Genomic DNA, 14081 nt, shown 5'->3' on the forward strand with positions numbered 1-14081 from the left:
CTTGTCTCGTTTGCCGGGTGTGGGTGCTCGGTGGCTTGTCGCGCCCGCGGCGGAGCCGCCATGTCACAGCCCCCGCGCCCCTAGAGCGCGCCTCAGCCGTTGCCCTGCCAGGTGCCGGAGTTCCTCCGCCGTGACCACTCGTTCGTCCTCGGGATCGTTTGCCAATCGTGATCGGATGGCGGTGAGGACGTGGTCCAGGCGTTCGCCCGCGGGGATGCCGTCGAGACAGATGACGAACACGTGTCCGAATCGGGACTCGTAGGCGGCGTGCGCCGCGCGCAGCGCCGTGCCGGCTGCCGCGTACGTGTCCTCGGGGAGGGCGGGGAGGGTCTCGGTTGCCAGGGCCTCGGCCAGGTCCCCGAAGGCCAGGTCGTACGCCGCCTCGTCGGCCGCCGCGAGGAGGGCGGGGAGGTCGGGGTAGGGGCGGTGGGCGGCGAGCCGGTGCGCCCAGGGGGCGCTGTGCAGGCAGGTGAGGAGGGCGTGGACGGCGTCCTCGGCGCTCGCGGTGTTGAAGGAGTGCAGCGGGGTCGCGGAAGTACGGGTTTGGGCCGGTACGGGTATGGCCACCCGGCCGGGGAGATCTGGAAGACGGTGCGCAGGCAGCGTGGGTCCTTGTTGCGTCACGTGTGTGTCGGCAGGGGCTTGTGTGAGTTGTGTGGCGTCACGTTAGCGAGTGAGGGCATGACATGTCCGAGCGATGCCTGAATTTCACCCGAACGGGAGAGTTTCAGAACGAGTGGTGGACGTCTCCCGTCGTCACCGGACACCGTTCCGCCGCCGGCCGTAGGTTGGCGTCGTGAGTCAGCACGGGCGCCGGAATCCGGCGCGGCAGGAGGCGCGGCAGAAGGTGCGGCAGCAGGCGCGGCAGCAGGTGCGGCGGCGCGCGGTGGCCGCCGGTACGGCGGTGGCCGCGCTCGGCGCGGGCCTGTGGGCCTGCGACGGAGGGCCGCAGTCCGCGGAGCGGTCCTCCGGGGGCGTGGCCGCGGCCACCACCGGCCCCTCCCCGAGCCGCTCCTACGCCTTGTCCAGCGAGCCCCGCACCATACCCGCCGTACGCGACCACACCCCGGCGCGCGGACCGGGCTGGAAGCCCGCCGACAACCATCGGGTCGTGGTCTCCGACGCCGCCCTCGCCGACGAGGGCAAGCTCATAGCGAGTGAGCTGGGGCTGTCGTACGCCGGGGAGAAGGACGACCAGAACTCCGGCGACCTGCGGCTGGAGACCAAGAAGGCCGACGGGGCCGGCGCCGAGTCGTACACCATGACCGTGCGGGACGGGCGGGTCACCGTCAGCGCGCCGGGCGAGAGCGGGGTCTTCTACGGGACCCGGACCCTGAAGCAGGCGGTCGCGGCGGACGGCGCGGCGCCCGAGGGGGTGGTGGAGGACGAGCCCGCCAAGGAGCGGCGCGGGTTCATGCTGGACATCGCCCGCAAGCACTACTCGGCGGACTGGATCAAGGACCGGATACGTGAGATCGGCGACCTGAAGTACAACGAGCTGGGGCTGCACTTCTCCGACGACCAGGGCTTCCGTATCGAGAGCTCGTCCCACCCGGAGATCGTCTCCAGCGACCACCTCACCAAGGCCCAGGTCAAGGAGATCGTCGCGCTGGCGGACCAGCGGCACATCACCGTCGTGCCCGAGATCGACTCGCCCGGCCACCTGGGCGCCGTCATCGACGCGCACCCGGACCTCCAGCTGCGCGACGCGCAGTCCACGGCGACCAGCGGCGCGATCGACATCTCGAAGCCGGCCGCCGCCGACATCGTCGACGACCTGATCGACGAGTACTCGGACGTCTTTCCGGGCGGCCAGTGGCACCTGGGCGGTGACGAGTACCAGGCGCTGACCGTGTCCGACCCGCAGACGTCGTACCCGCAGCTCGCCGCCGCCGCGCGGAAGAAGTACGGCTCCGGCGCGACCGTCGAGGACCTCACCGCGGGCTGGCTCAACGACCGCGCGGCCACCGTCCAGAAGAACGACCGCACCCCGCGCGCCTGGAACGACGGCTTCTTCAAGGACAGCGACCCGAAGGCGGCCGACGCCATCAAGGTGGCCTACTGGACCGGCAAGGAGATCGGCGCCCGGCAGCCGGCCGAGTACCTCGCCGAGGGCCGGGACGTCATCAACTACAACGACGAGTTCCTCTACTACGTGCTCGGCCAGCCGCAGACCTTCGTCTACCCGACCGGCGAGCGGATCTACGAGCAGTGGACCCCGCGGGTGATCCGCGGCACCTCGGCGGTCGACGCGAAGTACGACGACCAGATCCTCGGCGGCAGCTTCGCGGTCTGGGGTGACTACCCCAGCGCCCAGACCGAGGACCAGGTGGCGGACGGCATCCGGCTGCCGCTGGCGGCGACCGTGCAGAAACTCTGGGACCCGGGCGACCCGGAGCTGTCCTGGACGGAGTTCCGGACACTGGCCGGCCGGCTCGACTGACTCGGCCGACTTGACTGACTCGGCCGACTTGACTGACTCGGCCGGCTCGGCTGGTCCGGCGTACGCCCGCGCGCACCCGGACCTTCCCACGCCCGTTCCCACCCCCGTTCCCGCGCCGTTCCGGACCGGAACGGCGGGGGAATTGTCCGGGACTTGCTGCGGACTTCACTCGACTGTGGTGGTGTTTGGGCGAGTCGTACGTGAACGGAACACGGGGGGCCGGACATGGGCTACTGGGGGTATCTCGTCGTGGGCCGCGCCGAGCGGCCGCTCGCCGCGCTGGACGTGCTGTCCGGCGCCGCCGACGGCATGACCGCGCGCGCGTCGGGCCCGGACGGCTGGCAGGTGTGGGAGTACCCGGGCCGGTCCGGCGTCGGCAGCATGAACGGCCTGGCGGCCCGGACCGGCGCGCCCGCGCTGTTCGGGTACGTGATGGACGGCGCCTGCGTGGTCGTGGAGGCGGCGGCGCCGCGCAGCGGGGCGTGGACGACCTGCCTGGGCCGCAAGGCGATGGCCGGGTACCTCGGGGTGGCGGACGACGGCCTGACCCTGGAGGACTACTTCCTGGAACCGCCCGACGCCGCCGAGCGGGCCGCCGCCTGGGCGGTGGAGGCCGGGCATCCGGCGGACCCCGGGGACCTGCTCGGCGTCCTGACGGCCGAACCGTCGGCCGAGGGCGCGGAGGAGCTGTTCTTCCGGCTGCTGGACCGGCTGGGCGTGTTGCGTTCGTGACCGTCCGGGGCCGAGATGTGGCGGTCCTGCGCCGGTTGCGGGCAGCCGCCCCGATCCGGGTGACGAAAGACCGCCGGGCGACGCTGCTGCCGATGTGACGACTTGGATCAGTACGCCAGTGACAGCGACGGCAACGGCGGCGACGGCGGCACCCGGCCCCCGGCCCTCCGCCGCCGCCCGGCCGGTGCGGTGGGCGGCGGACGCGGTGAGCGCCCTGCGCGAGGGTGCGCGGCTGCACCTGGACTACTCGGCGCAGAGCCTGTGGCGGGTCGACCGGACGATCGAGGGCATCCGCCGCGAGGAGGCGCCGTACGCGGCGGTGGAGACCGTGCTGCGCGGGTTCGGCGCCTACGCCGGTGAGGTGATCGCGCGGGCGACGGGCGGCGAGTGGTGGACGTCCGGCGGCGACCACTGGGTCCGCACCCCGGACGGCCGGCTGTGGGACCCGATCGACGAGGCCCGCCGCTGCTACACCGGCGACGGCTCGCTCCGGCTGCTGTGCCGGGAGGCGACGGCCACCCGTTCCTGACGTCCGCGCCTGTGACACTTCGGTGCGGCCCGACGCTGATGACCGTGGGGACGAGGGCACGGCCGGAACCGGTCGCGCCACTACCAGCAGGCGACCCGTACGGAACCGAGGCGACGACCGGGGCCGCCACCCCTGGTCCGGCAGAGGCGTAAAGGGCCTCTGAACAGGCACTTTGCTGTCTCGGTACAGATTCCCGCGCCCTGCCTGCCTTGGCCCTCATCTGGGTATTTCTTGCTGTTCCTGACCGCTACTGGTCACGCGCTGGTCACGTGACCAACGGCCAGGGGCGGCCACTGCCGGCCGTCGGAATGAGCGGCTCGGAGGAGAATTCCGGTAGGCCGATATCTGTCGAAGTAGACTTAGACATATTTCGTCGCAGTCGATGTGCTGGAGGGTGTGTGAGGAAGAGTCTGCCGACCAAGCCGGACGACGTGGTCGACCGGGACCGGGAGTGGGGTCTGCTCGCGGAGTTCCTCACCGATCCGGACCCGGCGATGCGGCTCGGCATCGTGTCCGGGCGGCGGAGGCACGGGAAGTCGTACCTCCTTCAGGCCCTGTCCGAGCAGGTCGGCGGCTTGTACGTCACAGCGGTCCGGGAGGAGGGGCGGCTGCCCGCGATCCAGCGGTTCACTGACGCGGTCGCTACGCATGCCGGTCTGAGGCCGGGCAGTCTGCGCCTGACCGACTGGCGTGACGTGTTGTCCAATGCCCTTGACGTGACGGCCCGCTCGGCGCATCCGCTCCTGGTGATCGACGAGTTGCCCTACCTGCTCCAGCACTCGCCCGAGATCCCGGGACTGCTTCAGCAGCTCTACGACGAACGCCAGCGCGGCGCTCGGCCTGGAGCCGGGCCGGGGCCCCGACTGATCCTGTGCGGCTCCGCGATGAGCGTCATGCACGAACTGCTCTCGGGAACCAAGCCGCTGCGGGGCAGGGCCGTGGTCGATCTACGGTTGGGCGCCTTCGACTACCGGGACAGCCGGGACTTCTGGCAGATCGCAGACCCGTTGACGGCGCTGAAGGTGCACGCGGTCCTCGGCGGGGCCCCCGGCTATCGGCCGGTGGCGGGCCGACCGCATCCGGATGATGGCTTCGACACGTGGCTCACCCGGACACTGCTCGATCCGGGCCGGGCGGTGTACTCGCGCACCGAAACCGAGTACCTGCTGCGCGAGGACCCCAGGATCACGCAGCACACGCTGTACTACGACATCCTCACCGCGATCGCGAACGGTGCCACCACGCCCAGCAAGATCGGTGCCGCTCTGGAGCGTCCGCGCAACGCTGTCGCTCACCCCCTCGGAGTCCTGGAATCCACTGGCTACATCCGGCGCGAGCAGGACATCCTCCGCTCCAAGCACCCCGTCATCACCCTCGCCGACCCGGTTATCCGCTTCAACCAGCTCATCACCCTCCCGCAGGCCGCCGCGGTGGAGCAGGGCTTCACCGAGCAGGTCTGGCAGCAGGCCGCCCCGACCTTCAACTCCAAGATCCTCGGGCCACACTTCGAGGACCTGGCCCGTGACTTCACTCGCCGTTATGCCCACACCCTGCTGCCGGACGGTCTGCCCGGCCCGGTCGGCACCACCGAGGTTGCCGACCCGGCGGCACGGACCAGGCATGAGGTCGATGTCATCGCCCTTGCGGCCGGCGAACGCCCGCAAGCCCCCCGTGCAAGGATCGCGCTGCTGGGCGAAGCCAAGGCGACGGCCGCCCGCCGGGGGACCGGTGACCTGAAGCGCCTGGAGCATCTCCGTGCCCTGCTCAGAGATCAGGGGTATGACACCGCGGCCACCACTCTGGCCCTGTACTCCCTGCACGGCTTCTATCCCGACCTGGTCGAACTGGCCGACCGCCGTGGTGACGTCATGCTGGTCGATCTGAGCGAGCTGTACGGCGACTGACACCGGAGCGGCCGGCCCTGATGTCCGAAAATGGTGTGATCGGCAGGGAGGCGAAGCGCCGTAGTCACATCCTGGGACGGGGGTGACCTTGCGAGCGAGGTTGTGGTTGGGGGCGAGTCTGCGCCCGGGGGCGGGGCTGTAGTTCGGGGAGGGACGGGGCGAGTACCGCGCGCACCATGTCTTTAGGTATGTCATGGCGGTTGCAGTAATTGTGAATCATGCCGTGCACCTCGTCAGGCGTGAGATTCGGGTAACGCGCCGCGACTGCACGGATGTACCGGGTTTTGGCATCGTCGGGCCTGCCGCCGGCCGACGAGGTGCGGAGCTTGACGGGCCGATGGATACGGCGACCGGGATTGTCGGAGTACACCGTGCGCGCCTCCCCCTGACGTCGATGGATGAGCCGAAGCTAGGTGTGCGCAACGGTGCAGGTCCATGACTGATCGTGGCGCGACCATGTCCCTTCGTCGGCAGGTTGCTGTCACGCCTTATGCTGTCGGCTGCTTTCCGGCCAGTGGCGCGGCGGTCACAGAGAGGGGCAGGCCACGGCAACCGTTCATGTCGCCGTCCTGGATCCCCTGCCGATGTTCCGGCATGGCGTCGCGGCGTCGTTGTCCAGCTTGGGCCACCTCGTGGAAGAGCCTCCGAACGCCGAAGCCTGGCTGCGTGAGCGTCCGGGCGGGCTCGTGTTGTTTACTCTGCGCTGCGCGGAGGACCTGAACCGGCTGACCGCCTTGTGCCGTCTACGGCCCCGCCCGCTGGTAGTCGCGCTGTCGCCTGCCGCTGACGCGTCCCTGGGAGCGCGAGCGATGCGGGCGGGTGCCCGCTCAGTGGTGTTGCGCGAGGCGACCACGCCGGCATTGCAACGGGCGGTGTCCGCGACCCTGGACGGCGAGGCGGTGATGCCCATCGAGGTCGCCGATCTCCTGCTGACCGGCCGGGGCGGCCGGACCCCGCGCGGCCCGGAGCCCACCAGCGACGAGATCACTTGGCTGCGTCGGCTCGCCGACGGTTGGACCGTGTCCCGGCTGGCCTCGGTCTCCGGCTACTCGGAGCGGGCGATGTACCGGCTGCTCCGGGCGTTCTACCAGAAAATGGGCGTCAGTACCCGTCTGGAGGCCGTGATGCTGGCGTACGACATGGGCTGGTTCGAGGACTAGCCGGTGCGGCCCGGCCGCATGCGTGCCAGCTCCCTGAGTACCGGCTCAAGCCGTGGGTCACCATTGGCCAACATTTCCACCAGGAACCTCAGCCGGTCATCCAGCCCGGGTGTCTGAGCGGCGTGTTCAGGCCGAGCCCGCTTGAACGCCTCCAGCGCCGTCGAGGGTTCCTCCTGACCGATGAGTACCGAGTAACACCGGGCGATGCCGGTGAAGTCCCAAGCCATCAGGTCGGAAGCGTCTGCCCCGGTGCGCCAACCGGTCTCGTCGTGGAGCTGCTGGAAGAGATCTGCCGCAGTGCCCGGTCGCCCGGAGCGGTGTGCGACGATCGCCCGCAATGCCAGCTCCACGGTCTCCTTGCCGGCTACTCGGTAGCGAGCCGCCTCCTCGATCGCCTTCCGGGCCGCCGGTAGATCGCTCATGTGCACGTGGGCGGTGGCCAGTACGGTGAGTGAGCGCCGCAGAGTGACCGGGTACCGGTAGTCGCGCGCGACGCTGATCGCCTGCTCGGCCGTCCCCCGCGCCTCACCGTATTTGTCCTGCCAGAGGTACAGCTCGGCCTTCACGCAGAGCAGGTCCGCCTGCTTCGAGGGATCGGGGTGGGCAGTGACCAGTTCGTCACACCTGTCCAGCATCGCTCGCGCGTATCGGATCTCGTTCAACTCGGCATACCAACGGACCAACCGCAGGGCCGCGCCGAACGCCGCTTCGGCATCGCTGTCGTAGGCGGCCATGAAGGCCGAGCGTGCGTCCGCGATTGCTTGCCAGTAGTCGCCGCGCCGTTGTCGGCAGACGGCCAGTCCGGTCAGCGCGGCCGCACGGTCGATTTCGTCGTCGTCCTCGCAGGCCAGTGCCCACGCCCAGCCGTAGTGTCGCTCGGCCTCCGCGACGTGGCCGTGCTCCCCGAACATGACGCCCATGCCGATGTGAATGGCGCGTATCGCCTCACGGTCCTGTTCCTTCTGAGCCATGGTGAGCGCGGACTCGTAGGCAGACCTGGCGGAGGCGAAGTCGCCGTCGAACGAGTAGACGTTCCCCAGCCCAGCGAGATTCACCATCTCGGCCTGTTCCTCGCTGAGTCGTCCTCGCACGGCTTCCCGCTGAGCCCGCAACTCGACACCGCTGCTCCAACGGCACACCAGGGCGTTCATCGATTCGATGAGGGAGTGCGCGTAGTCGTACAGTCCTGCCCGAAGCCAGACGTCGACGCGCGCGAAGTGGGCTTCCAGGTCGCCCAGGCCGTGAATGTCGGCTTCGTCCTTCTGTCTTTCCTGCAACGCCGCGACCGCTTCGAGCAGGAGGGAACGCCGGGGCGGTGCTCCGCCCTGCTCCATTCGCCGTTCACCGTCCGCCAGACGGCTGAGAACCGCATCGATCTCACTCTTTCGCACGTACCGACGGCCGTCTCGGCATTCCAGGACAAGGCGGACCGCCACGAGCGTCCGCAGCACCGGCTCGACCCGGGGCGCCGGCACAGAGGACTCCACTACCCTGGTGACCAACTGAGTGTCGGCCGGAATGCCCAGTGCCGCCAGTGCCTCCACCACTCGCTGCTGTTCGACGGGCAGGTGGTCGATGAACTTGAGCACCAGGCGATGGTGCACCTCGTTCTCCGGCACGAGAGACAGCCAAGAGCCGACTTCGTGAGTCTGCAGCCCTGTCGACCCGCTGCTGGTGACCGCGGAAAGCAACTCGGCCAGGCGCGGGTTGCCGGCCAGACGGCCGTGAACGCGCCGCAGATCATCGTCCGGCAGAACGGCGAGCCCGTAGGTGCCGCGCGGGTCGAGTGCGGCGAAGTACTCCTTCAGGCTGAGCGGTTCAAGTCCTTCCAGACTGATATGGACGGCAGTCTCCGGCCACGCGACGCCTGTCGTGGCCTTGGGTACGTGCTGTGTCACGAGAACGACCTTGATGACCGGGTGCGGCCGGTTGCGCACGGTGTCCAACGCCAGGTCGAGCTCCGAGTCGCGCAAGGTGTGGTCGTCGTCCAGGAGGTTCTCCGCCGAGTCGATCACGACGACCGGCCAGAGGCCACCGGATGCGCGGTGGCTGTCCAGGGCCATCTCAAGACGTGCCCGGGCGTAGGGTCCGGCCGCTTGGCTCAGTCCGGGCGGTTCGATGGCCTGCACCAAGGTCGCCACGTCGATGTCACCGTACGGAGTGGCGTCGTGCCAGTGGAGCGCCGCGGTCTCGTCGTCCGGATCAACCCTGGACAGGCCCATGAGCACCTCGCGGACCAAAGCCGTCTTGCCTATTCCGGCCGGACCGCTGACCACGATGACAGCGGTGACCCGATCGTCCAGCGCCGCGCGGAGAACGCCCCGTGGACCCGTGCGGTCGACGAAGGCAGAGCCGCCCCGGGCCAGCCGGCCGATCGTCCGTGTCGGCACCATGCCGGCCCGTCCCGGTTCCTCGCCCGCGTCGAAAGCCGTCGACCCGGCTGCCCACGTGTGCGCGGACCCAAGCAGAAGTCGGGTGAGACGCCCCGCCAGCCGTGCGCACCAGCGACGGGCGTCCGGCGTTCCGTTTTCGTACGCACTGTGCAGCATCGCCTGGGCCAGCAGGGAGATCTTCAACTGCCTGTGCCAGTGATCCGTATCGCCGTGCTTGTCGACGACGAACCGGAGTGTCGGCTCCCTGAGCGCGTCGATGATCTTCCGCACTCTGGGCGGTATGCCTTCCCCGAGCTCCTCGTCGCGCTCGTCGTGCTCCAGATAGGTGAGGAACGTCGACTGGCTGTCTGTGGACGACTCCCCGATCTGCCGCCAGCACAGCGAGATCAGCAATGTGGCGAGATCCCGGCTGAGCGGTGCTTGCCCGTCATAGGTGGCCAGGTCGATCAGCCGGAAACGGCTTGGATCGGGAACCCCGTTGCGCTTGGGTATGAGGACGTTGTCCCCGTGCAGATCGCCGTGTGCCCGGCCCACCAGGCAGTGGATTCTGTCCAGGGCCGCAGGCGGGTCTCCGGTGAACAGCCGCCACGGGTTGGGCAACGGCTCACTCTCGCCCGGCAACTGGAGGAGGTCGGCTGCGAGGAGACCGCGTGATCGTGCCCAGTCGCGCAGCCACCCGTCGGTGCCGAAGGCGTCGCCCAACTCGGACATGAGCAACTCGGCCACCGTCGTCGGCCTACTGCCGTACGCGTCGCCGGTCCACCGATGGAGCAGCGTGTACCAGACCGTCTCGCAGCAGTCGGCGAGTCGGTTGAGCTCCACGTTCCCCAGTGGGACGCCGCCGGCCATGAACTGGCCTACTACGTAACCGTCCTGAGGACATGGGACCGTCGGAAAAGCGATGTCCGTGAGATGGTCCTGACGAAACTCAGCGGATGCCTCCTGCAGGGCCGCCCAGTGCCGTCGAGTCTCCCGCTGGTGCCTCGACGGAGCCGAGGGACAGTACTTGATCACGCACCAACGCGGTCGGTGCAGGTTCGAGGCATCGGCAATCTGTGCCTTCACCAGTTGCGCCCCGCTGAAGCCGCGGCTGCGTCCTTCGATGGTGTCACTGAGAACCTTGAGCCCGTGGTCGTGCAGGGACTCGATGATCGCGGAAGCGACCGCGGCGTCCCCGAACTCGTGAGTCAGCTCTTGTAGAGCGGTCATGGCCGGGGATACCTCGATTCCAGCTCGTGCATCCGGATCTGGAAATCGTTCTTGTCCTGGTCGTGGTAGCGGCGGAAGTACCAGATCGGTAGGCGTGGTTGGAGCCGTCTCACTTGGAAGAGAGCGTCCTGGACCTGGCGGACGAAACGAGGCAGTGCGTCCGGTGTGGTGATCACCGGCGACGCCGGTTCATCGATGACCGAACGCACCAGGCCGAGAACCCGCAGCCGCTCTTGGACACTCGCCATCTGCGCGCGATAGGTCTGCAGACACAGGAGCAGCAGGCCGAGCGAGGGAATGAACCACCCGGTGATCAGTCGGCTCACAGTCCCGCCGGTAGCCAGGGCCAGCAGGACTCCCACGGTGGACCACAGCACCAGTACGCCCAGCGTGAGCTGGGCGAAGCGAAGCCGGATTCGCGATCCCCAGGCCAGGTTCTGTTCCAGGCAGAAAAGTACGTCGTACGGTGCGGCAGCTTCCACCACCAGGTAATAGCCCCGCAGCCGGACCTCACTGCCGCGGAAGCTCCTGCTGAGCCGGCTCACCTCGTCGTTGCCGATCCGGGCTCCGACCGCCACGTTGTTCCACGGCAGGCCGAGTACGTCGGCGTCGAACATCTCCTGGAGAGTCGCGGCGGTCTGCAGGTACCGTTCGGCCCAGGGTGCCATCACCGCCATGTATAACGCGGCCCACAGCGTGCCGCCGAGAGTGACCGCGGTGCCGTAGCGTGAACCCGGGCCGGTCAGCAGGCCGGCCACTGCCAGGGCGACCGAGACGCTCACGCTCAGCGTCTGTGCCCGCTGATTGCGGAGGTGGGACACGGCGACGGCCTTGAGCAAGCGCACGGCCGCAACGCTTTCCTGTTGAGTCGCGATGGGATGCGTCCTCGTCAACGTCCCTCCCCCGTGCGCGCATTGGCGTGATGAGTGTCACACGCCTTGCGGCCCTGGCGGTACTGTCCGTTGTCTTCATGGCTGAGGGTGTGCCTCTTCGCTGTCCCGCTCACTGTTGTCGACGCGAGTCGCGTCGGCCCGGTACGGCGAATGGTCGAGCAGTGAAGGGGCCGGAAGCCCATCGTGCGCGGCAGTTCGGCGCATGGTGCCGGACGGAAACTGGACACCTGTCCGGACTGGCGCCTGCGGCCTGCAGCGCTCACTGAGCAGGCCCTCGTATGCCGTGACCCTGATCGGAGAGGATGCCGTGAGGATGGTCACGCGTTGGTCACGTTGGCCGCGGAACCACGCATCGCCACAGGTCAAAGGGATGGAATCGCGGCAACGGCCGGGGCCGCCACCCCCCACAGGAGAGGCCCCGGCCGTCGCGCGGTACGGGCCGCGCGGCGACCCGTATCTTCTTCTGCGTCAAGCGCGCGTTTTCTGTCACACTCCCGCGCGTCACGGGTTAGTTGCGTCTTGTACGGCCCATCCGCAGGGCATGGACGGGGACCGGTTTCACGACGTAACGTGCCTTTCGCGCCGGAGTGCGGAGGGCGGTGCCCCCGTCCCGAGCTGCGGTAGACCACCGCAACCACCCACGGAGAATCAGGCGCAAAGAGAGGCGCGCGCGGTGCTGGGGGACGACGCGGAGCTGACTGCCGCCGTACGCGCGGCACAGGACGGGGACGAGACCGCGTTCCGGACCGTGTACCGCGCGGTGCAGCCGCGGCTGCTCGGCTACGTACGCACCCTCGTCGGCGATCCCGACGCCGAGGACGTCGCCTCCGAGGCGTGGTTGCAGATCGCCCGGGACCTGCACCGGTTCGACGGCGACGCCGACCGGTTCCGCGGCTGGGCCGCCCGGATCGCCCGCAACCGCGCGCTGGACCACATCCGGATGCGCGGGCGCCGGCCGGTGATCGGCGGCGACGAGACGGAGCTGACCGGGCGGGCCGCGCCCTCCGACACCGCCGGTGAGGCCATCGAGGCGCTCACCACCGGCACCACCCTCTCCCTCATCGCCGGCCTGCCGCAGGACCAGGCCGAGGCCGTCGTCCTGCGGGTGGTGGTCGGACTGGACGCCAAGACGGCCGCCGAGACGCTGGGCAAACGCCCCGGGGCGGTCCGTACCGCCGCGCACCGCGGTCTGAAGCGGCTGGCCGAACTGCTCGGCGGTGAAGCGGGCACCGACGAGGGAGCGGGGGCGGGAGCGGGGGCGGGAGCGGACGGTGATCCGGAGTCGGCCGTCCGTATCCGCGCGGTGCCCGCGCAGCGAGAACCGCGCGGCCCCGCGGTGACGTCCGCGACTGTGACGCAAAGCGGCGCGCGGACGCAGAAGGACATGTGATGGCGGACAAGCAGGGCGGCTGGCTGGACCGCGAGACGGCGGAGCGGATGCTGCGCGGAGAGCCGCCGGTGACCGGCGATCCGGTGGCCCGGGCCCGTGCCGAACGGCTCGCCGCCTCCCTCGCGACGCTGGCCGCGCCCGCCCCGCCGGCCGGCCCGGAACTCCCCGGCGAGGCCGCCGCGCTGGCCGCCTACCGCGCGGCGCGGGCGGCCGGACCCGAAGCGGCGGGGGAGACGGTCCGGGCCGGTGGCCCGGATGGCTCGCGTACTCCCCTCGTGCGGATCGGGCGGACTGGGCGGACCGGGCGGACCGGTGGACGTGACAACGATGCCCGGCGGCTCCGGCGGCCCCGCCCGTTGCGGCTGGGGCTGGCCGCGATGCTGGCCGCCGGGATGGTCGGCGGGGTCGCCGTCGCGGCCGGGACCGGGGCGCTGACGCCCTTCGGCGACGCTCCGGAACCCGCCTCCTCCGCCTCCGGCGCGGTGTCGCCCGACCGCCCGCTGATGTCGCCCTCCCCGCGCGACGCCCCGCACGGCGAGGGCACCGACGGTTCCGCCAGTACCACCCCGACCGGGGAGGACACCGCGGAGAAGGGGAGCGGCGGCGCCACCGCCCAGGACCCCGGCACGGACACCGGCCTCGGGGCCGGCGGCGACGACCCGGCGGACGCCGGCGCCGACGCGCGCGAGGGCCTCGCCGGGGCCTGCCGCGACCTGCGCTCGGGCGAGGAACTGGACCGCGCCCGCGGGCGGGCCCTGACGGAGGCGGCCGGCGGCTCCGCCCGGGTCCGCGGCTACTGCGCCGAGGTCCTCGCCGACTCCGGGGCGAAGTCCGGGAAGGACGGCGACGACGACCACGACTCGGGCAAGGGCCGTGGCGGGTCCGTCAAGGGCGACGACGACGGCGACGACGGCGACGACGGTGGTGACGAGGGCAAGGACGATCACGCGTCCGGCGCGGACGGCGCCCGGCCGACGCGGAACGCCAGCGTCCTGATGGACACCGGTGCGGACGGGGAGGGGGACGACGGGCGTCGCCACGACTCCGGCGGCCGGGACCGGGGCGGCGACAGCGACGGCCACCACGACTCCGGCGGCCGTTCCGACCGGCCGGACACCCGCCGGTCCGAGTCGCGGTCCCAGGCACAGCCTCAGTCCCAGTCCCAGTCCCAGTCCCAGTCCCAGCCCCGGTCTGGGACCCGGCCGGACCGTGCCTCGCACGAGGCGGTGACGGGTTCCGGCCGGGACTTCACCCAGGCCGGGGCGGTGTCCGCCGCGTGGGTGTGACACTTTCGGGCGCCCCGACGCAGTAGGAAGTGAGCCGACTGGTCATCGGCTTCGCACCGAGCCGGGGTTCCCCCCGTACCCGTGGCTCGTGCACCCGGCGCGGGCGGGACACGTTCCCCCGGTCCCGTCCGCGCCCCCTACC

General features: G+C 70.3%; 10 protein-coding genes. 7 read left to right on the forward strand and 3 right to left on the reverse strand.

What is annotated here, in order from left to right; translation table 11 throughout:
* Positions 1-63: 63 nt before the first annotated feature.
* Positions 64-567, reverse strand: coding sequence for a 2-oxo-4-hydroxy-4-carboxy-5-ureidoimidazoline decarboxylase (locus ACTT8P_RS01095; protein WP_442829549.1), 504 nt, complete (start codon positions 565-567; stop codon positions 64-66).
* A gap of 229 nt (positions 568-796) precedes the next feature.
* On the opposite strand from ACTT8P_RS01095, the gene ACTT8P_RS01100 reads away from it, so the two are divergent.
* From ACTT8P_RS01100 to ACTT8P_RS01120, 5 genes are all read left to right on the forward strand, one after another.
* Positions 797-2443 (forward strand): beta-N-acetylhexosaminidase, encoded by a 1647-nt coding sequence (locus tag ACTT8P_RS01100; RefSeq protein WP_442829550.1) that lies wholly within the window; start codon positions 797-799, stop codon positions 2441-2443.
* Positions 2444-2668: 225 nt separating this feature from the next.
* Positions 2669-3175: a hypothetical protein gene (locus tag ACTT8P_RS01105; protein WP_442829551.1), complete on the forward strand. Its 507-nt coding sequence runs from the start codon at positions 2669-2671 to the stop codon at positions 3173-3175.
* Between the two features lie 118 nt (positions 3176-3293).
* Positions 3294-3704, forward strand: coding sequence for a hypothetical protein (locus ACTT8P_RS01110; RefSeq protein WP_442829552.1), 411 nt, complete (start codon positions 3294-3296; stop codon positions 3702-3704).
* A gap of 398 nt (positions 3705-4102) precedes the next feature.
* Positions 4103-5608: an AAA family ATPase gene (locus ACTT8P_RS01115; protein ID WP_442829553.1), complete on the forward strand. Its 1506-nt coding sequence runs from the start codon at positions 4103-4105 to the stop codon at positions 5606-5608.
* Between the two features lie 872 nt (positions 5609-6480).
* Positions 6481-6768 (forward strand): hypothetical protein, encoded by a 288-nt coding sequence (locus tag ACTT8P_RS01120; protein WP_442829554.1) that lies wholly within the window; start codon positions 6481-6483, stop codon positions 6766-6768.
* Here the strand turns inward: ACTT8P_RS01120 and ACTT8P_RS01125 are convergent.
* Both ACTT8P_RS01125 and ACTT8P_RS01130 read right to left on the reverse strand, forming a co-directional pair.
* On the reverse strand, positions 6765-10370 hold the full coding sequence (locus tag ACTT8P_RS01125) for a hypothetical protein (protein WP_442829555.1): 3606 nt from the start codon (positions 10368-10370) through the stop codon (positions 6765-6767). The two genes, ACTT8P_RS01120 and ACTT8P_RS01125, sit on opposite strands and share 4 nt — an antisense overlap.
* A complete protein-coding gene (locus tag ACTT8P_RS01130) occupies positions 10367-11263 on the reverse strand; it encodes an S-4TM family putative pore-forming effector (protein WP_442829556.1) in 897 nt (298 codons plus the stop codon). The genes ACTT8P_RS01125 and ACTT8P_RS01130 overlap by 4 nt, the downstream gene beginning before the upstream one ends.
* Before the next feature lie 673 nt (positions 11264-11936).
* On the opposite strand from ACTT8P_RS01130, the gene ACTT8P_RS01135 reads away from it, so the two are divergent.
* Both ACTT8P_RS01135 and ACTT8P_RS01140 read left to right on the forward strand, forming a co-directional pair.
* The gene (locus ACTT8P_RS01135; RefSeq protein ID WP_442829557.1) at positions 11937-12653 is read left to right on the forward strand and encodes an RNA polymerase sigma factor; all 717 of its coding nucleotides are present in this window, start codon (positions 11937-11939) and stop codon (positions 12651-12653) included.
* On the forward strand, positions 12653-13939 hold the full coding sequence (locus ACTT8P_RS01140; protein ID WP_442829558.1) for a hypothetical protein: 1287 nt from the start codon (positions 12653-12655) through the stop codon (positions 13937-13939). Before ACTT8P_RS01135 ends, ACTT8P_RS01140 begins: the two co-directional genes overlap by 1 nt.
* Positions 13940-14081 lie beyond the last annotated feature (142 nt).

The organism is Streptomyces sp. JW3 (assembly GCF_052216785.1).
Taxonomy (GTDB): Bacteria; Actinomycetota; Actinomycetes; order Streptomycetales; family Streptomycetaceae; genus Streptomyces.

What these genes read in the sequence shown, in the direction of transcription:
- ACTT8P_RS01140 (WP_442829558.1), top strand. Translation starts at nt 12,653, where the DNA reads ATGGCGGACAAGCAGGGCGGCTGGCTGGACCGCGAGACGGCGGAGCGG.
- ACTT8P_RS01125 (WP_442829555.1), bottom strand. Translation starts at nt 10,370, where the DNA reads ATGACCGCTCTACAAGAGCTGACTCACGAGTTCGGGGACGCCGCGGTC.
- ACTT8P_RS01105 (WP_442829551.1), top strand. Translation starts at nt 2,669, where the DNA reads ATGGGCTACTGGGGGTATCTCGTCGTGGGCCGCGCCGAGCGGCCGCTC.